At 63.3% G+C, this 25,058-nt stretch carries 25 protein-coding genes and 3 pseudogenes; 7 read left to right on the plus strand and 21 right to left on the minus strand.

The window, feature by feature from the left end; translation table 11 throughout:
- Nucleotides 1–19 precede the first annotated feature (19 nt).
- Together ACN8ZM_RS38235 and traA are read right to left on the minus strand one after the other, a co-directional pair.
- A complete protein-coding gene (locus tag ACN8ZM_RS38235; RefSeq protein ID WP_030093147.1) occupies nt 20–769 on the minus strand; it encodes a DUF6118 family protein in 750 nt (249 codons plus the stop codon).
- Between the two features lie 11 nt (nt 770–780).
- Nucleotides 781–4,386 carry a Ti-type conjugative transfer relaxase TraA gene (gene traA, locus ACN8ZM_RS38240; RefSeq protein ID WP_061979513.1) on the minus strand — a complete coding sequence of 1,202 codons (3,606 nt, stop codon included), beginning with the start codon at nt 4,384–4,386 and terminating at the stop codon, nt 781–783.
- A 267-nt stretch (nt 4,387–4,653) separates the two neighbouring features.
- Here traA and ACN8ZM_RS38245 point away from each other — a divergent pair.
- From ACN8ZM_RS38245 to ACN8ZM_RS38270, 6 genes and pseudogenes are all read left to right on the plus strand, one after another.
- Nucleotides 4,654–4,995, plus strand: a pseudogene (locus tag ACN8ZM_RS38245) (NYN domain-containing protein); the annotation flags it as partial.
- Between the two features lie 184 nt (nt 4,996–5,179).
- Nucleotides 5,180–5,521, plus strand: a pseudogene (locus ACN8ZM_RS38250) (NYN domain-containing protein); the annotation flags it as partial.
- A gap of 184 nt (nt 5,522–5,705) precedes the next feature.
- On the plus strand, nt 5,706–6,482 hold the full coding sequence (locus tag ACN8ZM_RS38255) for an NYN domain-containing protein (RefSeq protein WP_030092369.1): 777 nt from the start codon (nt 5,706–5,708) through the stop codon (nt 6,480–6,482).
- Nucleotides 6,483–6,495: 13 nt separating this feature from the next.
- Complete coding sequence (locus tag ACN8ZM_RS38260) at nt 6,496–6,801, plus strand: hypothetical protein (RefSeq protein WP_030092368.1); 306 nt, start codon at nt 6,496–6,498, stop codon at nt 6,799–6,801.
- The gene (locus ACN8ZM_RS38265) at nt 6,798–8,462 is read left to right on the plus strand and encodes a type IV secretory system conjugative DNA transfer family protein (protein WP_030092367.1); all 1,665 of its coding nucleotides are present in this window, start codon (nt 6,798–6,800) and stop codon (nt 8,460–8,462) included. Before ACN8ZM_RS38260 ends, ACN8ZM_RS38265 begins: the two co-directional genes overlap by 4 nt.
- 11 nt (nt 8,463–8,473) lie before the next feature.
- On the plus strand, nt 8,474–8,863 hold the full coding sequence (locus ACN8ZM_RS38270) for a hypothetical protein (RefSeq protein WP_030092366.1): 390 nt from the start codon (nt 8,474–8,476) through the stop codon (nt 8,861–8,863).
- 226 nt (nt 8,864–9,089) lie between these two features.
- Here ACN8ZM_RS38270 and ACN8ZM_RS38275 read toward each other — a convergent pair whose 3' ends face one another.
- The 11 genes and pseudogenes from ACN8ZM_RS38275 to ACN8ZM_RS38325 all read right to left on the minus strand — a co-directional run bounded on the left by ACN8ZM_RS38275 (nt 9,090) and on the right by ACN8ZM_RS38325 (nt 18,042).
- Nucleotides 9,090–9,407 carry a helix-turn-helix domain-containing protein gene (locus ACN8ZM_RS38275; protein ID WP_024899700.1) on the minus strand — a complete coding sequence of 106 codons (318 nt, stop codon included), beginning with the start codon at nt 9,405–9,407 and terminating at the stop codon, nt 9,090–9,092.
- Entirely contained in the window at nt 9,385–9,774 is a 390-nt protein-coding gene (locus tag ACN8ZM_RS38280; RefSeq protein WP_019200205.1) for a type II toxin-antitoxin system RelE/ParE family toxin, read from the minus strand. The genes ACN8ZM_RS38275 and ACN8ZM_RS38280 overlap by 23 nt, the downstream gene beginning before the upstream one ends.
- Nucleotides 9,775–9,852: 78 nt before the next feature.
- The gene (locus ACN8ZM_RS38285; RefSeq protein WP_037506114.1) at nt 9,853–10,134 is read right to left on the minus strand and encodes a ribbon-helix-helix domain-containing protein; all 282 of its coding nucleotides are present in this window, start codon (nt 10,132–10,134) and stop codon (nt 9,853–9,855) included.
- Between the two features lie 72 nt (nt 10,135–10,206).
- Nucleotides 10,207–10,830, minus strand: coding sequence for an AAA family ATPase (locus tag ACN8ZM_RS38290; RefSeq protein ID WP_030092365.1), 624 nt, complete (start codon nt 10,828–10,830; stop codon nt 10,207–10,209).
- A 243-nt stretch (nt 10,831–11,073) separates the two neighbouring features.
- Entirely contained in the window at nt 11,074–11,949 is an 876-nt protein-coding gene (locus ACN8ZM_RS38295) for a helix-turn-helix domain-containing protein (RefSeq protein WP_030092364.1), read from the minus strand.
- 191 nt (nt 11,950–12,140) lie between these two features.
- Nucleotides 12,141–12,350, minus strand: coding sequence for a ribbon-helix-helix protein, CopG family (locus ACN8ZM_RS38300; protein WP_024899703.1), 210 nt, complete (start codon nt 12,348–12,350; stop codon nt 12,141–12,143).
- Nucleotides 12,351–12,456: 106 nt separating this feature from the next.
- Nucleotides 12,457–15,081, minus strand: a pseudogene (locus ACN8ZM_RS38305) (Tn3-like element ISPa38 family transposase); the annotation flags it as partial.
- 197 nt (nt 15,082–15,278) lie between these two features.
- Nucleotides 15,279–16,022, minus strand: coding sequence for a hypothetical protein (locus ACN8ZM_RS38310; RefSeq protein WP_011875849.1), 744 nt, complete (start codon nt 16,020–16,022; stop codon nt 15,279–15,281).
- Complete coding sequence (locus tag ACN8ZM_RS38315) at nt 16,019–17,404, minus strand: ABC transporter permease (RefSeq protein ID WP_011875850.1); 1,386 nt, start codon at nt 17,402–17,404, stop codon at nt 16,019–16,021. Before ACN8ZM_RS38315 ends, ACN8ZM_RS38310 begins: the two co-directional genes overlap by 4 nt.
- Entirely contained in the window at nt 17,391–17,861 is a 471-nt protein-coding gene (locus tag ACN8ZM_RS38320; RefSeq protein WP_280523615.1) for an ATP-binding cassette domain-containing protein, read from the minus strand. Before ACN8ZM_RS38320 ends, ACN8ZM_RS38315 begins: the two co-directional genes overlap by 14 nt.
- Nucleotides 17,764–18,042 carry an ABC transporter ATP-binding protein gene (locus ACN8ZM_RS38325; RefSeq protein ID WP_366919784.1) on the minus strand — a complete coding sequence of 93 codons (279 nt, stop codon included), beginning with the start codon at nt 18,040–18,042 and terminating at the stop codon, nt 17,764–17,766. The genes ACN8ZM_RS38320 and ACN8ZM_RS38325 overlap by 98 nt, the downstream gene beginning before the upstream one ends.
- On the opposite strand from ACN8ZM_RS38325, the gene ACN8ZM_RS38330 reads away from it, so the two are divergent.
- The gene (locus ACN8ZM_RS38330) at nt 18,010–18,138 is read left to right on the plus strand and encodes a hypothetical protein (RefSeq protein WP_257009001.1); all 129 of its coding nucleotides are present in this window, start codon (nt 18,010–18,012) and stop codon (nt 18,136–18,138) included. The two genes, ACN8ZM_RS38325 and ACN8ZM_RS38330, sit on opposite strands and share 33 nt — an antisense overlap.
- Nucleotides 18,139–18,243: 105 nt before the next feature.
- Here the strand turns inward: ACN8ZM_RS38330 and ACN8ZM_RS38335 are convergent, their stop codons facing one another.
- From ACN8ZM_RS38335 to ACN8ZM_RS38370, 8 genes are all read right to left on the minus strand, one after another.
- Nucleotides 18,244–19,074, minus strand: a complete 831-nt coding sequence (locus ACN8ZM_RS38335; RefSeq protein WP_226206371.1) for a DUF1259 domain-containing protein — start codon at nt 19,072–19,074, stop codon at nt 18,244–18,246.
- A gap of 120 nt (nt 19,075–19,194) precedes the next feature.
- A complete protein-coding gene (locus ACN8ZM_RS38340) occupies nt 19,195–19,650 on the minus strand; it encodes a chromate resistance protein ChrB domain-containing protein (RefSeq protein ID WP_011875852.1) in 456 nt (151 codons plus the stop codon).
- Between the two features lie 42 nt (nt 19,651–19,692).
- Nucleotides 19,693–20,013, minus strand: a complete 321-nt coding sequence (locus ACN8ZM_RS38345) for a hypothetical protein (protein ID WP_011875853.1) — start codon at nt 20,011–20,013, stop codon at nt 19,693–19,695.
- Nucleotides 20,014–20,119: 106 nt separating this feature from the next.
- Nucleotides 20,120–21,538, minus strand: coding sequence for a chromate efflux transporter (gene chrA / locus ACN8ZM_RS38350; RefSeq protein ID WP_089452999.1), 1,419 nt, complete (start codon nt 21,536–21,538; stop codon nt 20,120–20,122).
- A 53-nt stretch (nt 21,539–21,591) separates the two neighbouring features.
- Nucleotides 21,592–22,182 carry a superoxide dismutase gene (locus tag ACN8ZM_RS38355; RefSeq protein WP_011875855.1) on the minus strand — a complete coding sequence of 197 codons (591 nt, stop codon included), beginning with the start codon at nt 22,180–22,182 and terminating at the stop codon, nt 21,592–21,594.
- 37 nt (nt 22,183–22,219) lie between these two features.
- Nucleotides 22,220–22,720, minus strand: coding sequence for a hypothetical protein (locus ACN8ZM_RS38360; protein ID WP_021161751.1), 501 nt, complete (start codon nt 22,718–22,720; stop codon nt 22,220–22,222).
- Between the two features lie 149 nt (nt 22,721–22,869).
- Nucleotides 22,870–24,057: a chromate transporter gene (locus ACN8ZM_RS38365; RefSeq protein WP_011875857.1), complete on the minus strand. Its 1,188-nt coding sequence runs from the start codon at nt 24,055–24,057 to the stop codon at nt 22,870–22,872.
- Nucleotides 24,054–25,031: a chromate resistance protein ChrB domain-containing protein gene (locus ACN8ZM_RS38370; RefSeq protein ID WP_011875858.1), complete on the minus strand. Its 978-nt coding sequence runs from the start codon at nt 25,029–25,031 to the stop codon at nt 24,054–24,056. Before ACN8ZM_RS38370 ends, ACN8ZM_RS38365 begins: the two co-directional genes overlap by 4 nt.
- Nucleotides 25,032–25,058 lie beyond the last annotated feature (27 nt).

Consider the following 25,058-nt stretch of genomic DNA (forward strand, 5'->3'; position numbering starts at 1 on the left):
TTCACGCCGGGGCAGCAATCTATTGCCCCGGCGCTTTCACGGTGATGGTGCAACGCTGATCCTCGCCGGCCGTGCGCGCGGCCTCCCAACAAGCCGCTACCGCCTCCCTGTTCGCCTCAACAAGCTGATCGGCCGACGCCACCCGCTGCCATGCTTCCGGGCTGCCGAACGCCATGAGGCTCATGCCGGCCTGCCACGGCCTTTCGCCCATGACGACGCTGGCGACACGCGGCGCGGCCGAGAACGGCAACAGGCGCGGAAGGAACAGCATCACCAGCGCGCCGGCGAGCAGGCCGACAGCGAAGGCGACGACAAGCCACCAATTTTGCCGATCGCGCTCCCGCGCGCTGGCGACGTGCGCCGAAAGATTGCGGCCGGCGCGCTCGAGGTCGGACGCCTGCCGCTCGAGCTGCTGCGCGGCGGTGCGTATAAGGGCCTCGCCGCTGCGCTCGAGGACCGCCGCATAGTGCTGCGCGCCCTGCCGGAGAATGGGTGACTGCTCTACGCCGTGCATCCGCTCCGCAACATTGTCGAGCGCCTGCACGAGCTGGGCGAGCTGGGGCTTGTAGTCCTGCGCCGGCTCGATCTTTTCGAGCTGGTCGAAAGCCGCTTCCAGCCCGCGCCGCATCACGGTCATTTCCGCGCCGATCTGCGCGCCCTGCGTCTCGATCGTGCGCCGTAGCGCGTCGAACGCGGCGGCCGGGTCGCCGGCGTCCTCGTCCAGTGCTTCCGGCTCGATTCCTTCCCTGTCGTCGTCCAGCTCCGCCATGTTCTCCGTGCCTACCTTTCCATGCCGATGCCCCGGCTAAGCCGGTGGCCGCGTGTCATTTCGTCTTGCAGCGCGCGGGCAATGGTCTGCTCGCGGCGAAGCTCCTGACCGATTCCAAGTTCCTGCCGGCGATTGCGCAGGATGGAATCTACCTGCGGGTCACGCTCAAGGCTCTTGGTCATGCCGTTCATGTGGCTTTCGACCTTGGCGCGGGCGTCGTCGTGCTGCCAGCCGCGAAGCTCCCGGCGCTGCCCCTGTAGCTCCTGCCAGCGTTCAACGAACCGCTCGGCCCTGATATTCGGGTCTTGCAGCGCGGCGTTTTCGCGCTTCATCCCGTCGATAACATGGGCGACACGCTCCCGGCCGGAAAGCTCGGTCATGGCGCGCGCCGTCGCCGGGTCGTTTTCCAGCGTCGAGCGCATCAAATCTTTCATGCCGCCGCGCACCTGGTCGAGCTGCTGGCCGGCATCGCGCATTTCCTGCCGCTGCATGTCGAGAACGGGCAGGCCCTCGCGCCGGTGCTGGTCGATCGACTGATAGGCCCGCGAATATCGGTCAACGGCCGTCTCAAGCGGCGACGGCCCCCGCGCCCGCTCGGCCAGCCGGTCGGGCGCCGGCGCCGGCCGCAAGCTCCCTTCCCTTTCCGGCCGCTCGCTGCGCTCCTGAGAGGCGGCAGGACGCGCATTGAGCTTGAGGCCGGCGAACATACCGCGCCGCTGCTTCTCGGCCTGCTGCGGCCTGTTCTGGTCGATCTGTGGGCCGTCCTCGCCGGCGCGGTCTGGCTCGCGGCTCTCGGCCGCCGCGCCGCGCCCGAGTTTCAGGCCCTCGAACGGATTGCGGCGCTGCTGTCGATCGCCGGCGAGATCCTCGCGCGGATCTGCACGGAGATCCTGCGCGAGATCCGCGCCAACTTTTTGCGAGGATCTGCGATCAAGCGCATGATCCCCGGCCGTCGACTCCCGCTCCGCACGTAGCCCGGCCGCGCGCTCGGCCGGAATCTCGATCTCGCTGCGGATGCCCATTTGCTCCGCGATCCCGCGCCGCTCGGCAAAGTCGCGGGTATAATCGAGCGTCGTTTCCTTGACGCCCGACCGGGAAAGGCGGCGCTCTAGCTGGCTATAGGCCAGCTCGCCGGCGTCCTGAACCTTCCATGCGTTCCGGTGCGTCTGCGTCCCATCCGGCAAGGTGACGGGGGTGGAACCCTCATGCTGTAGGCCGATCTTCTCCCCGATCTCCGGCGCGGCCTCCTTCATGGCGCGCTCAAGATCGACGCCCCATAGGGTGCGCTGCTCGCCCTTGTCGTTTTCCAGCGTCACGAAATAGCTGCCGGATTTCTGCGGGTCATGCTCGAACGGGGCGGCCCCATGCTCGACCAGCCGGCCGGCATTGGTGAACTCGTCCTGTGCGGCGTAGAGCTGCATACCATCACGATGCCGGGTCATGGCGACATAGGTTAGGTGCCGGTCCATCGTCCCCGACGCCATCACATAGGACCGATCGACCGTCGCACCCTGATTTTTGTGAATCGTCGTCGCATAGCCGTGGTCGATCGCCTGATAGTCGCCCATCGGCACGGAAACGCTACGCTCCCGGCCGCCGTCCAGCGTGGCGATGATCCGGCCTTCCTCGACATGCTCGACCGTGCCAAGCATCCCGTTTTTCACGCCAAGGTCGCGGTTGTTCTCCAAGAACACGATGCGGTCGCCGGGCGCGAACTCCCGCTTTCCGTCATTGGTCTGGAAGGTCAGCGCGCCGGCGTCCTCGCCCTGCGCCAGCTCGCCCCGGTCCTGTAGCTCGGTCCTGATCGCGTCATTGATCGCCCGAACATCGGCCCGGCGATGCGCCATCGCTACGCGGGTGCCGTCCGGGCGCTCGTCGCGGTCGGCAAGATAATCCCGCACGATCTGGCCGCGCGCGTCCTCGCCCGTCTCGGCAAAGCTGATATTGCCATGATCCCGATAGGCTGCCAGCCCCTCGGCCGTCCGGTGCGTGGCGAAGTCAACCGACGCCTCCCGCTGCCAGTCCACGCGCTGCCGGCGTATCTCGGACAGCTCGGCATGGCCGATTTCCTCCGTGATCGCCCGGAACGGTGCGCCGGCCCCGATCGCCTGTAGCTGCTCATGGTCGCCTACAAGGACGATCTTCGCCCCGCGCGCCTCGGCCTCGCCAACGAAGCGGGCGAGCTGGCGGCTCCCGACCATGCCGGCCTCGTCGATCACGAACACGTCGCCGCGGCCGATCGTGCCGCGGTCGTTCTCCCAACCGCGGGACCATGACGCGAGGGTGCGGCTCTGGATGCCGGAACTTTCCTCCAAGCCCTCGGCCGCCTTCCCCGACAAGGCCGCACCGTGGACCTGATAGCCCTCGGCCTCCCATGCCTCGCGCGCCGCCGCGAGCATGGTGGACTTGCCAGCGCCGGCATAGCCGACAACGGCCGCGATCCGCTCCGGCCCGGTGATATGCTCGATCGCCCGGCGCTGCTCGTCGGACAACCGGGCGGAAGCATCGCCGGCGCTGCGCTGAATGGCGGCGTCCTGCCGCTCTATGGCGCGCTCGACATGCCGGCGATCGACGCCATGACCATGCGCGCCGTGCATCCGCTGCGCGCTCTCGATCATGCCGGATTCGATCTCGACCATTTCGCGGGTCGAATAGCGGGCAAGCTCGATCTCGCCCGTTGCCGGGTCGGCCCGCTCGGGCTGAAGCTCGACCAGCGCCGGCGAGGCCATCACCTTGGCGAACGCGCTCTGAAACTCCTGCGGATCGTCGTTGATGTAGCGATGCAGCGCCCGCGCAACGTCGTGCCGGTCGAACACGCTCTTTTCCCCGGTGATGAGGGTTAGAACCTGCTCGGGCTTCTCCCGGATCAACTCGGCATTGCGCCGGGCCGCTTCCTCGTCCAGCCGCGCCCGCGATACGTCGAGGCCGCGCCGCTCCATCTGCGTGGCATGGACGCCCATATGTTCGGTTGGCGCGATCTCTAGCCCGCGCTCCATATGCGAACGATGGTCGATGCGAATATCTAGCCCGGCCATCGCAAGCCGCTCGTTGGCGATCCCCTCCCATCGCTGGCGAAGGTCGCGGAGCTGCATATCTGTCGTCGGCAGGTCGTGCGCCAACAGCCATTTGTTTTCGCGCTCAAGATAGGTCTTGTCGCCTAGCCCGTCCTCCGTCACCTGCCGCGTGGTCATAAGAATGTGGGCATGGTGATTGCGAACGTCGCTCGCCTCGTGCGGCGCATGAATGGCGAAGTCCACGGCCGCGCCGTAGCGGTCGGCCAGCTCCTGCGCCATCTCCCGCGCCGCCTCTAGCCGCTGCTCGGCCGATAGCTCATGCGGCAAGGCAATCTCGAACTCCCGCGCAACGCGGGCATCCTTGCGCTTCTCGGCAAACTCGGCGGCGTTCCACAAGTCCGACCGATCCCGCGCCCAATCGGCTGAAACGCCTTCGGGCAAGACGATCTCGGCATGTTCAACGCCCTGCTTGCGGCTGAAATCATGCGTGATCCCGTCGCGTTCGTTGGTCAGCTTCTCCCCGGCACGATAAGCCATTGAGGCGACGGCGCTACGGCCGCCCGCCCGCGAAACTGGCTTCATGCTCAAATGGTAGATCGCCAACCCGTTGCCTCGATCTAGTTTCCGCCTTTCCCGCCAGCCTCCAAGCTGGCGGCGCGCTGAGTTGCATAGCAACTCGTAAGTGCGCCCTTCTCAACTCAATCGCTACGCTCTTTCGTCGCTCGGTGTGGCGCTTGCGGCAAGGTCGATGCGATGAACTGAGGCCCTGATTGTGCTGCAAAGCCGCCAAAAATTCAAGGTAGCGCATAATCGTGTTTGGTGACGCTGCTTGCATCGGATAGACTTCGGCTCAAATGGGAGTGCAGACCGATGGCAATAGACAGCGCCGGAACACTTGCGTTGCTGATCGACGGCGATAATGCCACCCCGAAAATCATAACCGGGCTGCTGGCTGAGATCGCCAACTATGGCACCGCCAGCGTCAAGCGCATCTATGGCGATTGGACCAAGCCGAACCTCAACGGCTGGAAAGAGTGCCTGCTGGAACACTCGATTCAGCCGGTCCAGCAATTCGCCTATACGACCGGGAAGAACGCAACGGACGGCGCGATGATTATCGACGCGATGGACTTGCTCTATACCGGCCGCTTCTCCGGTTTCTGCATCGTCTCAAGTGATAGCGACTTTGCCCGCCTGGCCGCGCGCATCCGTGCCCTTCTCAACTCAATCGCTACGCTCTTTCGTCGCTCGGTGTGGCGCTTGCGGCAAGGTCGATGCGATGAACTGAGGCCCTGATTGTGCTGCAAAGCCGCCAAAAATTCAAGGTAGCGCATAATCGTGTTTGGTGACGCTGCTTGCATCGGATAGACTTCGGCTCAAATGGGAGTGCAGACCGATGGCAATAGACAGCGCCGGAACACTTGCGTTGCTGATCGACGGCGATAATGCCACCCCGAAAATCATAACCGGGCTGCTGGCTGAGATCGCCAACTATGGCACCGCCAGCGTCAAGCGCATCTATGGCGATTGGACCAAGCCGAACCTCAACGGCTGGAAAGAGTGCCTGCTGGAACACTCGATTCAGCCGGTCCAGCAATTCGCCTATACGACCGGGAAGAACGCAACGGACGGCGCGATGATTATCGACGCGATGGACTTGCTCTATACCGGCCGCTTCTCCGGTTTCTGCATCGTCTCAAGTGATAGCGACTTTGCCCGCCTGGCCGCGCGCATCCGTGCCCTTCTCAACTCAATCGCTACGCTCTTTCGTCGCTCGGTGTGGCGCTTGCGGCAAGGTCGATGCGATGAACTGAGGCCCTGATTGTGCTGCAAAGCCGCCAAAAATTCAAGGTAGCGCATAATCGTGTTTGGTGACGCTGCTTGCATCGGATAGACTTCGGCTCAAATGGGAGTGCAGACCGATGGCAATAGACAGCGCCGGAACACTTGCGTTGCTGATCGACGGCGATAATGCCACCCCGAAAATCATAACCGGGCTGCTGGCTGAGATCGCCAACTATGGCACCGCCAGCGTCAAGCGCATCTATGGCGATTGGACCAAGCCGAACCTCAACGGCTGGAAAGAGTGCCTGCTGGAACACTCGATTCAGCCGGTCCAGCAATTCGCCTATACGACCGGGAAGAACGCAACGGACGGCGCGATGATTATCGACGCGATGGACTTGCTCTATACCGGCCGCTTCTCCGGTTTCTGCATCGTCTCAAGTGATAGCGACTTTGCCCGCCTGGCCGCGCGCATCCGTGAGCAAGGCGTCATCGTCTATGGGTTCGGGGAGCGCAAGACGCCCCGCCCCTTCATCACCGCTTGCGACAAGTTCGTCTATTTCGACGTGCTCAACACGGCCGGGGAACAGAAGGAAGCGGAAGCCGTCACCGCGCCTAAAGCGGCCGCCGCCAAGCCTGCACCGGCGAAAGCGGCACTCGATCGCGCTGCCCTCGACATGCTGGCGAAAGCTGTCACCGCCTCGGCCGACGAAGACGGCCGCGCTAATCTGGCCCGCGTCGGCGCGCACCTGGCGAAACAATCGCCGGATTTCGACGCCCGTAACTATGGCTTTCCCCGCCTCTCCGATCTGGTCGAGGCGTCGGGCATTGTCGAGGTCGAGCGCATTGGCGAAAATCCGAAAATTATCATGGTTCGCCTCAAGGGCGGGCCAACCCCTCGCCCCGCTAGATAGAAGGAAACGACACATGGCGCGCAAGACGATCGAACAGCGGTTGGCCGAGCTGGATGCGCAGCGCGCCACGCTCAAGGCCCGGCTCGGCAAACAGGAGCGCGCCAACGATACCCGCCGCAAGGTGCTGCTCGGCGCGCTCGTTCTGCATCGCCTCGAAAGCGGCAAGGATGAGGAATTTTCCCGACGCCTCCGCGAATGGCTCAAGCGCGAGCTGCCCGACTTCCTGACGCGCCCTGGCGATAAGGAACTCTTTGCCGATCTGATCGCCAACGCGCCGGCCAGGGAGACAACAGACAGCGCCGGGGGGGCCGCCTCATGAATCAGGCGACGTTAGCCTGGGCCGCGTTCAAGAACATGATGCGGCAGGCTGCGCGTGATCCGCTATGGGCGTTCCTATCCCTGCTCGCCCTGCCCTTCCGCATCTGGAAACCGCTTCTCGGGCTTCTGTTCATCCTCATCATAACCCTGTTCGTGGTCGGCTTCGGCGGCCGGTTCTTCCTCGAACAAATGGGCTTCGGCCCCGGCTCGGTTCCCTTCATCGCGCTCGATCTCGTCACGCTGCTGGTGCTGGCCGCGATCACCTTCCGGCTCGTCACCAATCCGCTGATTATCCATTTCGGGGATATGGACGGCGAAACCCACGGCTCGGCCCGCTTCGCCACCGACAAGGAAACCGCCGCCCTTGCCCGCGCCGATTCCGGCCTGCTGATCGGCCGCGACGGCAAAACGGGAAAGCTCCTGCGCTATGACGGCCCGGCCCACCTGCTGACGATGGCCCCGACGCGCACCGGCAAAGGGGTGGGAACCATCATCCCTAACCTGCTCACGGCCGACCGCTCCGTGATCTGCATCGACCCCAAGGGCGAAAATGCCAAGATCGCCGGCCACGCCCGCCAGACCTTCGGCCCGGTCCACGTCCTCGACCCCTTCGGCGTCACCGGCCAGCCCTCGGCCGCCTTCAATCCTCTCGACCAGCTCGACCCGGCCGGCCTCGATGTCGCGGAAGATGCAAGCACCTTGGCCGACGCCCTCGTGTTCGATGAACCGGGCATGGCCGGCGAGGCGCATTGGAACGAGGAAGCCAAGGCGCTCATTGCCGGCCTGATCCTCCATATTGCCGCCAGCGAGCCGCGCGACAGGCGAAACCTCGCTACCCTGCGCGAAGCTCTCACCCTCGCCCCTGAAGCCTTCGCGGCGCTCCTGAAGGACATGCAGGCGTCAACGGCCGCCGGCGGCCTGATCGCCCGCGCCGCAAACCGCCACCTCGGCAAATCCGACCGGGAAGCGGCCGGCGTCCTCTCGGCCGCGCAGCGCCATACCCATTTCCTCGACAGCCCCCGCATGGTCGCGGTCCTCGGCCGATCCGATTTCCGCTTTGCCAATCTCAAGCGCCGCAACGCCTCGGTGTTCCTCGTCCTGCCGCCCGATCGCCTCGCCACCTATTCCCGCTGGCTGCGTCTGCTCGTCGCGCAAAGCCTGACCGACATGGCGCGCGACCCCGCCAAGCCGGCCGTGCCGGTCCTCTACCTGCTGGATGAGTTCGCCGCCCTCGGCCACCTCGCCCCCGTCGAGCGCGCAATGGGCCTCATGGCCGGCTATGGCGTCCAGCTCTGGCCGATCCTGCAAGACGTTCACCAGCTCCGCGCCACCTACGGGCAACGCGCCGGAACCTTCCTGTCAAACGCCGGCGTCCTACAGGTGTTCGGTGTCAACGATCACGACAGCGCCCGCCTCGTCTCCGATCTGCTCGGGCAGGAAACCGTGGTGTTCCAGACCATGAGCCGGGCGCTCGATTCCGAAAAATCCGGCCTCTCCTATGGCGAGCAACACACGGCCCGGCCGCTGCTGACCCCCGATGAGGTCCGCAACCTGCCGCAGCATGTCGAATTGCTGTTCCTCGCCGGGCAACGGCCGATCGTCGCCGGCAAGCTCGCCTATTACGCCGATGCAGAATTCCGGGGGCTGTTCGACCAAGCATAAAGGATGAAACCATGACCGACACCGATGCGCCCGAATGGCCCGATCCCGCCGACAAGGCCCATGCCGTTGAACAGGCCAAGCAGCTCCGTGACCAGGCCGCCAAGGGCGGCTTGCGGTTTGAAGCCTATCTGCCGCCGTCGCTGGCCCTGTGGCTGCTCGATCTGATCGAACAGGACACGTTCCTTGATCCGTCCGAAGCCGTGTTCGTGATCCTGGGCGAGCATAAGGAGCTGGCACCCCATGCCGATCTGCGCCGGGAACTACTCAAGCGCCGCATACAGGTGGCGGCCGATGATTCCCGACCGGGTATTTCGATGGAAGAAATGAAAGCCCTACTGCGCGAAAAGCGCGAAGCCCCCCTGCCCGAGCCGGCCAGATGGGAAAAGCGGTCCCGGCGCTGACGCACCGGGGCTTCTCTCTTGCGGCCCTCCGGTCACTTCGGCGCTATGTGGGAGCGCGTTCCCTCCGGGCCGGGGCCGGCTGCTCGCCGGCATCGCTCAACCAGGCCACACCCGCGACGCTAGCCCCCGGCCGTCCCGCTCTCATCATCTAGGGCCGTAGGGACGGCCGGGGGCGGGATGCAGGCAGACAACTTGCCAAATTGCTTGTTTGCCAACTTGCCAGCAATCAGGCAATCGCCTCAAGGCCCCTTTTCTGAATAACGGTCAGCAGCCGCAGCGCCGGGCCGCCGGGCTTCTTCACCCCACGTTCCCAATCTGACACCAGCCCCTTACTCACGTTGAGATAGCGGGCAAAGACAGGCTGCGAGATACGCTCACGCTCACGAATAGAACGGATTTCCTCGGGGGTCAGCGGCTCAACGGTTGTCAGACACCCCTCGTCAAATTCGCGCATCGTCTGCTTGTCGATCGCGCCGGACTCATAGAAGCCTTCCATCATCTCATGGACGGCCGCCAGAGCTTCACTCTTGTAAGTCTTGCTCATCGCAATTCACCTCGAACATTCGACCCGCAGCAACTTCCGCGTCCATCTGCGCATCTGCAAACCCCAAGACCAGCTTTGCGGCCTTCTTCAAGTAGGCTTCTTCCGCATCATCAAGGTTCGCCATATCGCTCTTGGCAAACCCGAACGCGAAAACCGCCCTCGTCTCCGCGCGGAAGAAAACCAGCGTTCGGAAGCCGCCAGACTTTCCAGCGCCGGGCCGCGCTACTCGTTGCTTGATAAGGCCGGCCCCTAGATCGGCGTCGATCTGGCCGCGCTCAGCCCGCTCTACAGCCTCACAAAGCATCGCGTCAGAGATTTTCTCCTTTCGGGCAAACTTGTGAAACCGGCTGTTTTTGAAAACCCTCACGCGACTTCCTCGCCCCTGAATGTATGACACATAGCGTTACACTTCAAGGCCCTTACCGCATCGCCGCTTTGCTGGCAATCAAGCACTATGTTTTGCCAGCAAGTCAGCAAGCGCCTCGCGCATGAGGTCTTCAATGGAGCGGTCGGTGTCGGCTGACAGCCGCTTAACCCGGCGATGTTCCTCCGGCTCGACCACGACTGTCACCCGCTTCATTCCGGCCCGCGTGGCGGCATGGTAACGCTTACCCTCGGCACGATCCGGGGTCGGCGCGGGGGCGGATTCCGCGATAGGCGCAACAGGCGGCGTGGTCTGCGCGCCCACGGCCTTCATGCTCGCGGCTAAACTCGGTCTTTTCGACATGGTTTTATCCCATCAAACTGCCAGTTTGCCAGCAATACCATTATGCCTTATTGCTGGCAATACAGCTTGCCGTCAAATCAGCAATTGGCCTCTAAGCCAGGTCAGCAATTCGGACACTTCCTCGCTGGCTTTGCCGGCCGGCTCATACTCCGGAGCGGTTTTGCCGGCCGTGAGCGCATGTCCGAAAGCCGCCCGCTGCTGGAAGGCGACGGGGGCAACCTCCAAGCCGTGAACCTGAACGGCTTCCCGCGCATCGGCCAGAAGCTGCGTGGCACGCGGCGGCACGGCGTTCAAAACGACAAAGGCCGGCTTTTGGGCGAGTTTCACCAGCTCGGCCGTGCTTCCGATCGCGCGAAGATCGAGGATTCCGGCTCGGCACGGGATCAACACCATGTCGGACGATCGCGTTGCCGCCATTGCGGCCGCTTCCGAGTGCGGCGCGGTGTCGATCACGACCAGCTCGGCCCCGCCATCGGTCGCGGCCTGCAAGCCTTGCGGCAAACGAGTGTGAGGAAGCGCGACGACAACCGGGGCCTCACCTTGTCGGCTATCGCCCCATCCGGCGGCGCTTGCCTGGGGGTCAAGGTCGATGATAGCGGCGGGAAGCCCGGCCGCCTCGGCGGCCGTAGCAAGGTGCAAGGCGAGGGTGGTTTTTCCAGCCCCGCCTTTTTGGCTGACTATGGCGATTGTTTTCATATTGCTGGCATAGCAGCAAACCGCATTGACGGCAAGAATTTTTGCTTAAATGCCTTATTGCTGGCAATACAGCAAATATTAAGCCCCGCCCTTGCCCCTCGCTCCCTCTCGAAAGCCCGTAGGACGGTTGCCGCCGGCGCGAACGTGGCGGTTTTGCTGTGAGGGTGCCGCCTCCCGATCCGCCTTATACGCGGATCGGAACCGCCGCAGGGCTGCGCAAGCAGCCCGAACAGCGGCGACCGCTTATGTTTGCCCTCTTAGATAAAGATCAGATGGGGATTCAGTCTGGTTATCGGACTCACGTTTCATCACACTCTTTGCCAGCATCACGAGGGCCTTACCGAGCGGGCTATCGCCGGTGTCGAGCTGCGTCCGCTCATCGAGGGGCAGGGTGGTCTTGTAGGCGTCGATTGCCTCGCTCCATGCCTGCTGATCCTGTCCATGATCAGCAGGCGGGGGCGGGGCCTTGCCGAACCTGCCGAGAAACTGACGGGCCTTTTCCGGCAAGGACAGGCGATAGGCGTTGCTCGTCTGCTGGACCTGTGGGCCGCGCCCCTCGTTGCCGGTCGGCTCGTAGCGCCGCAGCCAGTCGATGAAACCATGCGCCCGCAGGTTCTTCAGCGCCCGCACGATCGTATCGCGCGACCGGCCTAGCCGATCCATGATCGTGGTGATTGACGGCTCTAACCGGCCGGTGCGGAAGTCTATGAGATTGACGAACAGCCGCAGCACGTCGAGCGCCACCGATCCTAGCGGGCCGCTTCGCTCGCCCTTCTCGTGCAAGCCGGCCTCATTGTAGATTTCGGCCGCCTTCAAGATTGCCTGAACGTCCTTGCGCGTCGTCGGCCGCCATATCCGGCCCTCCGATCGGCCCCGGATATGACTATGCCGGCGAACTGGCGTCGGGCATCGCTCGGCCGGGGGCATGACCAGGCCAAGCCCGGCCTGTCCCGATCCCCGCCACGCCTCGCGGCGCTCATGGGCGAGCGTGGAGAGCTGCCCGGCGTCTTCCTCGGTGAGCTGGCCGGCGCTGTAGCGCGTCCATACCTCCCGCATGATCTCATCAAGCGCGCTTGCGCGCGCGCAGCCGATCGCGGCCGCGATCTGCGTCCTCAACATGCCTGTCGTCCTTCCATTTGAAGGACATGACGGCGCGGACGGCAGGCACGGCTTTCCTGTTTCCGCAAGAATCAATCTTGCGGATTGGAGTGCTGTAGCGTAGATAAGGGGAGAGCTTTGGCCCCGTCTCTACGGTGTGTCTGACGGCCTACAAAAACGCTCGACCGTTGGCGCGGTCGGGCGTTTTGCCGTTATGTCCCTTGCTTCGCTTCGATATAGAGCCTCAATGCTTCCTCGATGATCGGCGCGCGGCCAAGCACGCCCCGCTGCTCCTTGATCTTGTCGATTTGGGCGAGAAGATCAGTCGGAACATACGTGGTCAGCGCGATACGGCCGGCCGCAAGCTGCCGCGCCCGATGGGCGGCAACGTCCTTCCGAATCCTTTCCGAGTCGCGCTTCATTCTTAGCAGTAAGGACGAACTCGCCCGATTCTGCAATCCCTTGCGGAAGGAACCGCGAAAGGCACTACTTCTAGGGGTCGTCTCAGAAAACGGATCGCAAAGTACGTTAAGCCGATTGCAGTGGCCGTAGCGGCCTGAACCTGCCCACGCCGATCTTGGCGCTGCTGCGCCAGAGGTAATCGCCGGTCAGGTTGATGTGCTCCCAGCCGAGCGGCGACAGGTACTGCAATAGGCCGTCATCGACGACTTGGCCGTGGACGCGCAGGGCGTTCGCGGCCCGCTCCAGATAGACTGTGTTCCACAGCACGATGGCCGCCGTGACCAGGTTGAGGCCGGAAGCGCGGTAGCGCTGCTGCTCAAAGCTGCGGTCGCGGATTTCGCCCAGGCGGTTGAAGAACACGGCGCGGGCCAGCGCGTTGCGGGCTTCGCCCTTGTTCAGTCCGGCATGCACACGGCGGCGCAGCTCGACGCTTTGCAGCCAGTCGAGGATGAACAGCGTGCGCTCGATGCGGCCCAACTCGCGCAGGGCGACGGCCAGGCCGTTCTGGCGCGGGTAACTGCCGAGCTTCCTGAGCATCAGCGAGGCCGTCACCGTGCCCTGCTTGATCGAGGTGGCCAGCCGCAAAATTTCGTCCCAATGGGCGCGGACATGCTTGATGTTGAGCGTGCCGCCGATCATCGGCTTGAGCGCGTCATAGGCGGTTTCGCCCTTGGAAATGTAGAGCTTGGTGTCTCCCAAATCGCGGATGCGCGGCGCGAAGCGGAAGCCCAAGAGGTGCATCAGAGCAAAGACATGATCGGTGAAGCCCGCCGTGTCGGTGTAGTGTTCTTCGATGCGCAGGTCGGACTCGTGGTACAGCAGGCCATCGAGCACATAGGTGGAGTCGCGCACGCCGACATTTACCACCTTGGTGTGGAACGGCGCGTACTGGTCGGAGATGTGGGTGTAGAACGTCCGTCCTGGGCTGCTGCCATATTTCGGGTTGATGTGGCCGGTACTCTCGGCCTTGCTGCCGGTGCGGAAGTTCTGGCCGTCCGATGATGACGTGGTGCCGTCGCCCCAATGCTCGGCGAAGGGATGCCGGAATTGGGCGTTCACCAATTCAGCCAGCGCCGTCGAATAGGTTTCGTCGCGGGTATGCCAGGCTTGCAACCAGGCGAGCTTGGCGTAGGTCGTGCCGGGGCACGATTCCGCCATCTTGGTCAGGCCCAGGTTGATCGCGTCGGCGAGGATCGTGGTCAGCAACAGGTTTTTGTCCTTGGCCAGGTCGCCTGACTTCAGGTGGGCGAAGTGCCGGGTGAAGCCCGTCCATTCGTCTACCTCCAGCAGCAATTCGGTGATCTTGACGTGCGGTAGGATCATCGCCGTCTGGTCGATCAGGGCCTGTGCGGTATCGGGCACCGCCGCATCGAGCGGCGTGATCTTCAGGCCCGACTCCGTGATGATGGCGTCCGGCAGCTCGTTGGCCAGCGCCATGCGGTTGACGGTGGCGAGCTGCGTTTCCAGCAGCGTCAGCCGGTCATGCAGGTACTGGTCGCAATCGGTGGCCACGGCCAGCGGCAATGTGCTGGCCTGCTTGAGGCTGGCGAATTTCGCGGGCGGCACCAGGTAGTCCTCGAAGTCCTTGAACTGGCGCGAGCCTTGCACCCAGATGTCGCCGGAGCGCAGCGCGTTCTTCAGCTCCGACAGCGCGCACAGTTCGTAGTAGCGCCGGTCGATGCCGGTGTCGGTCATCACCAGCTTCTGCCAGCGCGGCTTGATGAACTCGGTCGGCGCGTCGGTGGGCACCTTGCGGGCGTTGTCGCTGTTCATGCTGCGCAGCACCTCGATGGCGTCGAGTACGTCCTTGGCGGCGGGCGCGGCCCGCAACTTGAGCACGTCGAGAAATTCCGGCGCGTAGCGGCGCAGCGTGGCGTAGCTCTCGCCGATGCGGTGCAGGAAATCGAAGTCCTCGGGTTGCGCGAGCCGCTGCGCTTCGGTGACGCTCTCGGCGAAAGCATCCCAGGACATGACGGCCTCGATGGCGGCGAACGGATCGCGGCCCGCTTGCTTGGCCTCGATCAGCGCCTGGCCGATGCGCCCGAACAGCCGCACCTTGGCATTGATCGCCTTGCCGGATGCCTGGAACTGCTGCTGATGCTTGTTCTTGGCGGCATTGAACAGCTTGCCCAGGATGCGGTCATGCAGGTCGATGATTTCGTCGGTGACGGTGGCCATGCCCTCGATGGCGAGCGCCACCAGGGTCGCGTAACGCCGCTGCGGCTCGAACTTCGCCAGGTCGGCGGGCGTCATCTGGCCGCCCTCGCGGGCGATCTTGAGCAGCCGGTTCTGGTGAACCAGCCGCTCGATGCCGGAGGGCAGGTCGAGCGCCTGCCACGCCTTGAGGCGTTCGATGTGTTCCAGCATGTGCCGCGAGTTCGGTTTGACCGGGGATTGCCGCAGCCAGGCCAGCCACGTCGTCTTGCCGTTGTCGCGGCGCTTGAGCAGATCGTCGAGGCGACGGCGATGCACGTCCGTCAGCGGCTCAGCCAAGGCGTCGTAGAGACGCCGGTTGGCGCGGGTAATCGCTTCGGCGCTCGCCCGCTCGACGGCGTTGAGGGCGGGCACAATGACCGACTGCCGCCGCAGGTGCTCGATCAAGGCTCTGGCCAGCACGATGCCCTTGTCGGTTTGCATGGCCAGCTCGGTCAGCAACTGGACAGCCTGCCGGTAGTGGCCAATCGTGAACGGCTGGAAGCCGAACAGGCCTCCTCTTGATTTCGTTGCGTTTTACCGGTGTTGCTCGATCTAGATCCGACAATGGCTTGCGGTCTGCCCCCGAAATAATTTTCAATCAATTCAACGACTTCCTGATTGCTTCTTGTCTTGGCTGATCCTTTCGCCGACCATAGCCCGGCGACCGACAGGCAGAAGACCAAGAACCATGATCACGATACGGGTCGGCGCGTCGCGGTGATCATCCGAAAATCGTCGAAATACATCACGCTGTCGGCCTTCGACCATACGCCGATCCTGCCGCTGATCGGCGCAGCCAACGTGTCCTCGAGATACAGCTTGCCGTCGAGGTAACCCTTCACGCTGACACCGTTCACTTCGAGTTTAAGGTCGTGCCATCGACCGGTGTCCGTGGGGGTATTGCGGATCCATTTGACGGGGCTACGCACGCCATGCACGTATTTGAAAAGCACGAGATTGTTCTCGAGACAGTTCGCCCGCAGAACCAGATAGTCGCCGTTCGGCTTCAGATTAAAGACGATGCCGGCACCCTGGTCGATTCGTCCCGCGATGCCCTTGAAGCGCAGTGAAATCTCGCCATCGCGAAAATCATCGATACGCTTCACGACGGCGATCGGGAAGTAGGCGTATGCCGTGACGTTGTCCAGGAACTCCGCGTACCGTTCGCCGTACAGCGCCCGTGCTTTGTCCGCCAGACCGGCTGATGGCTGCCCCCTTTGCCACTTGCTGCCATCGACGGTCAACACCTTGCGGTTGCCGTCTGCGCCGATCCGCCAGTTGCCCACGGCGGCAATGAAATTGACCGGCTCGGCACCCACTGTTTCCGCAGCAAGATCGATTGACACGGATTGGGCCGGTACTTGATCTTCCGCCGTGACGGCTGGCGCGACGACCATGCCCAGCGTGCATGCCAAGGCTATTGCGTGGAGCTTCATGACTGTTTCTCCCTCGGTTGCGACTGGCCGGATCGACGTGGCGCAGGTGCAGCGCCTCGTGTTCGCCACCAGCCATACAGAATCAGTCCCGGCAACGCGCCGTAAAACCACCACGCGGCCGCGGCCGGTTCTGCGACAAGCGGATATCCCGGATAGATCGTCACCGCTCCCGGTTTCACGGTCACATCGGCCAGACCGTAGAGGATCGGCAGAATCTCGCGCGGACTGTTCGAACGGCTCTCCTCGTGCTTGCCCGCATATTCATAGACGATCACACCGTAGCGGTCGTCGCCCGATGCACCGAACGGCCCGGCCTTCACCGATGCATACCGGATCGTGAGCCGAGGTACTGCGCGGCGCAGTTTCGCGAGCACATCACTTTCCATCTCGCGCGCCCGACTGTCGTCGGGGGACAGATATAGCGTGATCGCCAGAGGCGCCATTATCTTGCGCAAGGCCGCTTCATCCTCAGGATCAAATGAATTACGCTGGTCCTCACTGAGTTCGACGTACCACCTGGTCTCACCGGCACCAGCAACGAGCAGCGCGGCGGCAAACAGCATCGCGATACTGATTGCGAGCTTCGCCCGCAGGCGGGTTCCGGGCGGTAGCCAGACAACGCTCAGGGCCAGCAAGGCAAGGCTGAATGTCAGCGTTCGAAGCGCCCCCGCAGAAGCAAAGAGGCCGTGCTCGAATTCGCGCAGCGTCGCGGTGAGCGAAAGCGGCGCCAATTTCGCGAGCCACCCGACTTGCCCGGACGCGGCAAAATCCAGCACCCAGGAGCCAATCGTGAACGCGAGCGTGACGATTGCACCGGTCGCGATCGACTCCGTGACGGCCGCAGCAAAAAACGCGATCGCGGTGACCGCCAGTCCGTACAGCGCATGCCCGAATAGCAGACCCGCCACTTCCGGGCCGTACAGATGGCCGCCCAGCAGCCGCCACGCTGCGACTGCCGAAGCGGCCGGAAGCAACACGATGAGCCACACCAGACCGACCGCCAGCACTTTCGTGGCCACCAGGGTGGGGACACGGACCGGTGACTGGAGGGCCAGCTTCAGGGCGCCGCTTTGCTTCTCCTGACCGACGGCGCGGATCGCGACAAACGGAAACAGCAGGGTCACAACCAGATAGAACCCGCCGAAGGTTGGCACCAGGATGCCGTCGAGCGGTGTCATGCCGCGCGCCAGCTCAGCGGATTGAAGCGCCGATCGGCTCGCTTCGCCGAACAGGCTCACAGCCTGAATGAAGCTATAACCAACCAGCGGCGACAGAATGAGCAGGAGGATCCATAACGCGCGCGAGGTCAGCAGATTGCGTACCTCGTTGCGAAATAGCGCCGGAAGTATCGCGGCGGTCGAGCGAGGATCAGGTGAGCGCAAGGAACACCTCCTCGAGGCCACAGCCATCGACACCTGCCAGTTCCCGCAACGTTTCCAGCGTCCCTTCGCCCAGGACACGGCCACCGGACAGGAGCAGGAGCCGGTCGCACAGGCGCTCCGCATCGACAAGCTGATGAATCGCGACGAGCAAGGCACGCCCCGCTCGCACTTCGTCGCGCAGCAAGGCCATCACCGCCTGCGTCTGGCGCAGGTCAAGGCCATCGAATGGCTCATCCAGACACAACAATGGCTGCGGCGACAGCATCCCGATGGCGAGCAGCAGACGGCGCCGGTAGCCCTTGGATAGCGTGGTACCACGCCTGGCCAGCATCTCGTCGAGCGCCAGTTGCCGGACCACGTCATGTAGCCGCGAAACGGATGCGCGAAAGGTCTCGCGGTAGAACCCAAGCACGGTCCCGACCGTTTGCTCGCCGTATCGCAACACGCCGTCCGGCACGTAGAACAGCCGCTCCTTGCGGTGCGCCGGGGGCAGCGCACTTCCCCGCCCACTTCACCGTGCCACGGTCGACGGGGAGCAAGCCCGCGAGGCATTCCATCAGGGTGGTTTTGCCGGAACCGTTTGGGCCAATGATGCCGAGGATTTCATGCTCGTCGACAGTGAAGCCAACGTCAGCCAGCGCGGCAGTCTGGCCGAAATGCTTCGCGAGCGCGGTGACTTCCAGCAGCGCGTGGCTGGCCGCGCTGCTGGAACGGCGCTCGTCGTGGAACGATAGCGAGCCCATGATGGACCTCATCTGGCTAACGTACCGTGATCGACCGGTAGTCCGGCGGTTATCAGGCGACCATTACAACAGCCCGCCACCGCCGGTTGAGCATGATTATTTCTCGACGCCGGCCTGAGCGACCAGCGCGCCTTTGACCGCTTTGGCGAGATCCACGGCCTTGCCCTTGCCCCAGTAGTGGAGAAACAGGACGCGCGGCGTCTCGCCCGTCATATGCTCATGAATCGCGACGATGTTGATGCCGGATGCGCGCATGCTTTTCAGCACGGTCTGCAATTCACTTTCACGCATCGCGAAATCGCCGTCGACCACGGCTTCGTCGTCGGTACCGGCGAATGCCGCCCACGTGTTCACCCCCATCTCGTTGCCGACCGACACGCCGTGCATGCTGATCGGCTTGCCGATGGAAACCTTGAACATGCCGCTGTTCGTCTGGCCCTTCCTGCCGAGAATCGCCTCGAGGGGAGCCGAGGTAATGCTGCTGGCGTCCGCAATCCGTCCAGGGAACGCATTTGCCGGTTCGGCGTGCGCAGCGCGTACCTCGGCGATCCTGTCGTAAATCTTCCGGACGCCTTCGGCGAGGGTTTTCGCGTCGCCGCTCCCCCCGATATGCATGAAGTAGACCCGCGGGTGATCGAAGAAGAAGTGATTGTGCAGCGCGGTCACTTCGAGCCCCGCATCGAGCGCCGCGCTCATCGCCGGATTGACTTCATCGTCGAACAACACGGTGTCGCCCATCATCATGGTCTGTCCATGATGACCCGGCGTAAACGCGGCCCACGACGTCAGCCCCATGAACGGCGGCATGGTCCAGTTGTCGACCTGAATCTTGATGTCGTTGCGCGGCTTGGTCACCTTGAAGACGTTCTCGTCTTTGGAAAATGTCCCTTTCAGGCCAGTGACCTGCTCGATGCTGGTGGTGTCCATGGCGGGCGAACCGGCCGCTGCGCTGGCATTTACCGCAACGAGCGCAAACAGGGAGGCGAGGACGGTTCGACGAAAAAGCGATCTTTTTAGCATTAGCATTCCTGATAAAAGTAAGGGATCTCAGTTCATCTGAGGCGGCCAGTTGTGCTTCTCTGCCTGGCAGAGCTGGCACCAGGCATATAAGGCGTCGTACATCACCATGCCGTGCCGGAGCATCTCATGGTCGTCTGAAAAGGTTTGTGACAGCCCGAGCGAAATCGCGAACAACCCGGGTGACTGGGGCGTCAGATCGAGGCGCGACGTGTCCGCGCCTCGAATGATGGTCGCAAGCTGATGCAGCGCTGAGTCCTCCAGACCGTATTTCTTCAGAAACGCATCGAAACTGCACAGATCGTCGACATGCGATAGTTCGACGCCTGGGATGTCGTAGGGAATCGCACCGGTCTCCTCGGCCACCCGCAGCACGTCCCGGTTGGGCACGTAGAGAAATTCCGGCTGCTTGTCGATAAACCGGGCGATGAGCCACGGGCAGGCAATGCGGTCGATCTTCGGCCGTTCACGGGTAACCCATTTCATGATGGACTCCTTGTCCTGAGGGGTGAAATACCGAATTTCCAGTCAGTCATCGTCTTCTTCGTCGTCACCCGCGCGCGTGGCCATCAGCGCACCATCCTCGGCGACGACGAATTTCTGCTCCTGGCCGTTCTGCAGGACCGACGCCCGATAGAACGTCTTCCCGTTCCGGGTCAGTTTCTCGATTTCCTTGACGCTGCCGCCCTGCGATTGCCGATCGATCGTTGCTTTCACCGCGGCGGGTACCTGCGCAATCGCAACCGTTTCGCCGGGTTGCTTTTCGAACGGGCTCTTTTCGCATCCCACCAGTGCAATGCACAGCGCGACGAGCGAGGTAGCAGACAGGAATCTGAATAGTGGTTTCATAACCTACTCCTTGCGGGGCTTAACTTGCCCCTGGTTCGCGCCGGAACGTACGGCCGCCACCTGTTGAATACCGGCAACGCACGCTCCGGCAAAGCCATTCATCGAATTACCCGATCATGTGAATGACGATCCCGGCGACGCAGCATCCCGCAAGCGTGGTCATCATGCCGAGCTTGAAGCGGAACAGCGCCACCATGGCTGCTGCCGAAAGGACTAGAGACCAAAGATCGAGACTCGACAGCACGGGAATCTGCAGCGTCATGCCCAATGCCTGTTTGACGTCCACCTGCGCAAACAGCGTATGAATCGCAAACCAGATCGCCAGATTCAGGATCACGCCGACCACGGCTGCCATGATGGTCGAGAGCACGGCATTCAGCGCCTTGTTGTGGCGCAGCGCCTCGACATACGGCGCACCGATGAAAATGAACAGAAACGACGGTGCAAAGGTTGCCCACTTGGCGAGGATGCCGCCGAGCGTGCCGGCAATCGCCGGGTCCAGCGCGCCGGGTTGCCGAAACGCCGCCATGAAGCCGACGAACTGCACGACGGCGATGAGCGGCCCTGGCGTCGTCTCGGCCATGCCCAGACCGGCGAGCATCTCGCCGGGGGCGAGCCAGTGATAGTGATCGACGGCCTGTTGTGCAACGTAGGTCAGGATTGCATAGGCGCCGCCGAAGGTGAGCACCGCCATCTTGCTGAAGAAGGTGGCGATGTGCGTGAACACGCTGTCCGGTCCGATCGTCGCCAGAAAGGCAAACAGCGGCCCGAGCCAGAGCAGCAGGCCGATCGCTGTCACCTTCAGCGCACGGGCATGCGACGGCCGCACGTGTTCGGGAATCTCCACGGCGAACGCGGCGTCAATGGCGGGCAGCGGGCCGTCGTCGTGCTCGGTCTCGCGTTGTGCGGCAGTGCCACGCGGCGACATGGCGCCGGTCGCGCGGCCAATGAGGCCGACTGCTGCCGCCGCGACGATGATGGCCGGGAACGGTACCGCGAAAAAGAAGATCGCGATGAACGATAGCGCCGCGACGGCGACCATCGTGCGGGTTTTCAACGCACGCCGGCCGACGCGCACCACCGCCTCCAGGACGACCGCAAGCACGGCTGCCTTCAGGCCGAAGAACAAGGCCTGAACGTAACCGACGTCTCCATAGGTCGCGTAGATCCAGCTCAGGACGCCAAGCGCGACGAGACCGGGCAGGATGAACAGGATGCCGGCCACGAGGCCGCCGCGTGTCCGGTGCAGCAGCCAGCCGACGTAAACCGCGAGTTGGTGAGCTTCCGGGCCGGGTACGAGCGTGCAATAGTTCAGCGCATGGAGAAAGCGCGTTTCGCTGATCCAGCGCTTTTCCTCGACCAGGATCCGGTGCATCACGGCGATCTGCCCCGCGGGGCCGCCAAAACTGAGCGCGGCAACGCGAACCCACACCCAGAATGCCTCACGGAACGAGACGCCATGCCGTTCATGCGCGGGGGCTTCAAAAACCGGAACATCGGATCGCGGCGGCCCAACAGAATTCATTTCCATCGAATTGATTGATTGGATTAGTTGATCGGTGATGTGCAGCGCGACGCTCAGCCGCTCACTGAAGCGAAGCGGTCTGCGACGTTTGTCCAGTTGATGTTCTCCATGAACGCGTCCACGTACGCTGCCGCCTTCGCACCGAAATCGATGTGATAGGAATGCTCGTACATGTCCAGCGCGAGAACGGGCGCGCCGTCCGCGAGCGTATGGGTGTGGTCGGACGCCCACTGGTTGACGAGTCGGCCGAGCCTCGGCGACCACGTGAGCAGCACCCAGCCGGAACCGCCGCCGAGCGCCTTGCCCATCGCGGAAAACTCCGCCGCCCAGCGCTCGACGCTGCCGAAATCGCGCGTGAGTGCCGCTTCGAGATCGCCGGCCGGCTTGCCGCTGGCGCCAAGACAGTCGAAGTAGATCTCATGCAGGATCACGGAATTCGCAGCGATGAGTTCTTCACGCTTGAGTCCGTTGACGACGAAGACGGGCGCACTGGCTACGTCGACGCTGGCAAGTTGCGCAGTGATCGCGTTCAGGCGTTTCACGGCGCCGCCGTAGTTGTTCTCGTAGTGACTGACGATGAGCTTTTCCGACAGACCTGCCAGCCGGGAGGGATCGCAGGCAAGCTGTTTCATCTCGCAGTTCATGGGTACCTCCTTTCAAGTTAAACGTGATTGCGTCTTTTCAACGCCCTGAGCGGGGCTCGCCGGATTCCTTGAGTTTCCGGGAAAGCCAGTAGTCGATCGACCATCGGCCGCTGCCCACATCCAGGAATTCGCCGAGAAGCAGCGCAACGCCGAAATACATCGCGCCATAGCCCCAGTCGCCGTGAGGTACGATCACGCCGTTCATGGCGTCTCGTAACCAGGGGAACGAGTTCGCAGAATTGGCGAGCGCTCGCACGGCGAAAATGACCACAGTTGGATAAGCGGCCAATCTGGCACCGAGTCCTGCGACGAAGCTCAGTCCGGCGAGAATCTCAATGGCGCGAAGCGCCTTGCCGAGGGCAGCCGAACTGAACGACAGCGCCGAAAGATCGGCAACGCGGAAGGCGAACAGGTGCTGGATACTTCCGTCGATCGGGAAAAGCAGGAGGACGGCTAATGCCAGCCTGGTTGGCACGATCCATTGCGCGCCGCTCGTGTTGACGGTGGCAAGTAATGTCGATTTGAGCTGAAGCCGCATGACCGTTTCCATTGCCTTTGGTCAATCAACGCGGCCCGTGCAGTACTCGCCCGGTCCAGAAGACGCAAGCAACCGCAGCGGTGGTGTTGTGCAGAACGATCCAAGGTATTGCCACGATCACTTTCCTCACAAGTTGCACGCACGCGCAGTCAAATGGCGTGCGAATGAATAAGCGGATACGCGACGAGGCCGATCAGCGCCGCGGCCGTGACGATCACCGGTTCCTGCAGCTTCTTGAAACGCCAGAGCAGCACGACCGTTGCAAGTGCGAGGATGGCGGTCGGGATGTCGACGATCGAGCGCTTCGCGATCACGAGAACCGAGCCCGTGATCGCGCCGATCGCCGCCGCCGTGATGCCGTCGACGAACGCCTTGACGTCGGGACGGTGGCCGTACTTCTTGACGTAGGGTGCAGGGATCACGGTGAACAGATAGCAAGGCAGGAACGTGCCGAGCGCGGCAACGAGCGCGCCCGAAAAGCCCGCGACCAGATACCCGATGAAGCCGACCGTAATCACGACCGGGCCGGGCGTGATCATCGCGACGGCCACGGCATCGACGAACTGCTTGTCGTTTAGCCAGTGATGTTCGGTGACGACACCGCCATACAGGAACGGCACGATCGCAAGGCCGGACCCGAAGACGAACGCGCCGGCCTTGGTAAAGAAGATGCCGATCTGCGTGAGCACGGAGAGGTCGACGCCGCTCAGCAGGTTGCTCGCGATCGGCAGGTTGGCGGCCGCAATCGCGTTCAGGCCGCCCCTGTTTAGCCACTTGGGCGGTGCCCGCCAGAACCAGCAAATCAATCCGGCGACGATGAAGAGCCACGCGATTTCCGACTCCGTGATGAACGTCACGGCCGCGAGCGTCAGAAAGATTGTCCAAAGCAGTTTGTCCTTGCCGATGGTCTTCGTCGTGAGCTTGTACGCGCTCATCGCGATGATGCCGACCACCGCGGCCCCGACGCCGTAGAACACGGCCTGCATCCACGACAGCCCGCCGAAGTGCGCATACGCGAAGCCGAGCGCGACCACCATCAGGAACGACGGCAGTACGAACGCAAAGCCGACGAGCGTGGCACCAAGGAGCCGGTAGTGAACGAAACCGAGATAGATCGCGAGCTGCGCCGCCATCGGACCCGGTGCCATCTGGGCCAGCGTCATTCCTTCCTTGTAGTCCGCTTCCGTGATCCAGCCGCGCTGATCGACGAGATCGCGGCGCATGTAGCCGGCGAGAGCGACCGGGCCGCCGAAGCCGAGCGCGCCGAGGCGCAGCATGTAGCCGACCAGTTGGCCCAATGAATAGGTCGGCGCGTTTGTCGCTACCGTCGTGGTCATGACCGTCCCCCGGTTTCGTTCTTTCCGTTCGAGGCGAAGTGCGCATACAGCGAGTCGAGCACCGCGCCCATCTGTTCGAGCAACTGATCGTCGTTTTCCGCGCGTCGGCGCGTGCCGGCCATCACGGCCTCGAAGCCGACCGTTTCGGGTGCGGCGGGACCGCCCACGTCGAGTGCGTGCACGATCTCGCCGAGCCGTACTAACGCCTGATCCTTGTCGAGCCCAAAACTTGCCAGCAGTACCTCGAACGTCACACGTTCGCCGACATGGGTGAACGCCGCGCCGTCGAAGTCGAAGCCGAGCGCGTCCGGCGGGCAGTCGCCGGGGGACGCGAGCCAGACGAAGCGGGCGTCGGCGTCGATGAAGCGGCGGATCAGCCATGCGCTGGCGACGCGGTCGACCCACATGCGCTCGCGCGTCGCCCATGTGCGGCCCTGATACGCGTCGCATGACAGCAGGCGGATGACTCGCTCCGCGGGATGCGGCTCTCCGGGCGACAGCACGGTGTCGACGAGCGCGGTTAAGTCCTGCAACGCGACCTCGGCGCGCGTCGCCGCGTCGCCGGGAAAATAGTCGGTCGCGACGAGCGCCTCATAGTCCTTGCGCAAACGTCGCAACAGCCGGGTCAGGTCGGTCGCAGATTGGCCGGAGACCGTCTTGCGCGCGTCCGCCAGCGAATTGATGAACGTCGCGTAGTCGTCGCTGCGATCGAACAGTGCGCGGAATTCCGCTTCCTGCGACGCATCGAGGCTGGGCGCCCGCAGGAGATGCGCAGTGCCGCCGCTGTCGGCAATCGCGACGGCCAACTCGCGCAGCATCTGCTCGCGTTCTTCCGTGTGGGGTAACAGATAAATGCCGTCGCGCAGCACCGCCGCGCCCTTTGCCTTGAGCGCGCGCCAGAAACGCATCCGGGCCGTTGCGTTTTCCGTGGGCAGGGTCAGAACAAGGAGCGACCATGTCGAAATTGATGTCATGTCACGTATGCTACTGGCATGTAGCGA

This window comes from Burkholderia aenigmatica (assembly GCF_048627025.1).
Taxonomy (GTDB): Bacteria; Pseudomonadota; Gammaproteobacteria; order Burkholderiales; family Burkholderiaceae; genus Burkholderia; species Burkholderia aenigmatica.

Coding starts and splice junctions, on each gene's coding strand:
- ACN8ZM_RS38235 (WP_030093147.1), bottom strand. CDS start 769: ATGGCGGAGCTGGACGACGACAGGGAAGGAATCGAGCCGGAAGCACTG.
- ACN8ZM_RS38255 (WP_030092369.1), top strand. CDS start 5,706: ATGGCAATAGACAGCGCCGGAACACTTGCGTTGCTGATCGACGGCGAT.
- ACN8ZM_RS38260 (WP_030092368.1), top strand. CDS start 6,496: ATGGCGCGCAAGACGATCGAACAGCGGTTGGCCGAGCTGGATGCGCAG.
- ACN8ZM_RS38265 (WP_030092367.1), top strand. CDS start 6,798: ATGAATCAGGCGACGTTAGCCTGGGCCGCGTTCAAGAACATGATGCGG.
- ACN8ZM_RS38270 (WP_030092366.1), top strand. CDS start 8,474: ATGACCGACACCGATGCGCCCGAATGGCCCGATCCCGCCGACAAGGCC.
- ACN8ZM_RS38275 (WP_024899700.1), bottom strand. CDS start 9,407: ATGAGCAAGACTTACAAGAGTGAAGCTCTGGCGGCCGTCCATGAGATG.
- ACN8ZM_RS38285 (WP_037506114.1), bottom strand. CDS start 10,134: ATGTCGAAAAGACCGAGTTTAGCCGCGAGCATGAAGGCCGTGGGCGCG.
- ACN8ZM_RS38290 (WP_030092365.1), bottom strand. CDS start 10,830: ATGAAAACAATCGCCATAGTCAGCCAAAAAGGCGGGGCTGGAAAAACC.
- ACN8ZM_RS38295 (WP_030092364.1), bottom strand. CDS start 11,949: ATGTTGAGGACGCAGATCGCGGCCGCGATCGGCTGCGCGCGCGCAAGC.
- ACN8ZM_RS38300 (WP_024899703.1), bottom strand. CDS start 12,350: ATGAAGCGCGACTCGGAAAGGATTCGGAAGGACGTTGCCGCCCATCGG.
- ACN8ZM_RS38310 (WP_011875849.1), bottom strand. CDS start 16,022: ATGAAGCTCCACGCAATAGCCTTGGCATGCACGCTGGGCATGGTCGTC.
- ACN8ZM_RS38330 (WP_257009001.1), top strand. CDS start 18,010: ATGCTCGTCGACAGTGAAGCCAACGTCAGCCAGCGCGGCAGTCTGGCC.
- ACN8ZM_RS38335 (WP_226206371.1), bottom strand. CDS start 19,074: ATGGACACCACCAGCATCGAGCAGGTCACTGGCCTGAAAGGGACATTT.
- ACN8ZM_RS38340 (WP_011875852.1), bottom strand. CDS start 19,650: ATGAAATGGGTTACCCGTGAACGGCCGAAGATCGACCGCATTGCCTGC.
- ACN8ZM_RS38345 (WP_011875853.1), bottom strand. CDS start 20,013: ATGAAACCACTATTCAGATTCCTGTCTGCTACCTCGCTCGTCGCGCTG.
- chrA (WP_089452999.1), bottom strand. CDS start 21,538: ATGAATTCTGTTGGGCCGCCGCGATCCGATGTTCCGGTTTTTGAAGCC.
- ACN8ZM_RS38355 (WP_011875855.1), bottom strand. CDS start 22,182: ATGAACTGCGAGATGAAACAGCTTGCCTGCGATCCCTCCCGGCTGGCA.
- ACN8ZM_RS38360 (WP_021161751.1), bottom strand. CDS start 22,720: ATGCGGCTTCAGCTCAAATCGACATTACTTGCCACCGTCAACACGAGC.
- ACN8ZM_RS38365 (WP_011875857.1), bottom strand. CDS start 24,057: ATGACCACGACGGTAGCGACAAACGCGCCGACCTATTCATTGGGCCAA.
- ACN8ZM_RS38370 (WP_011875858.1), bottom strand. CDS start 25,031: ATGACATCAATTTCGACATGGTCGCTCCTTGTTCTGACCCTGCCCACG.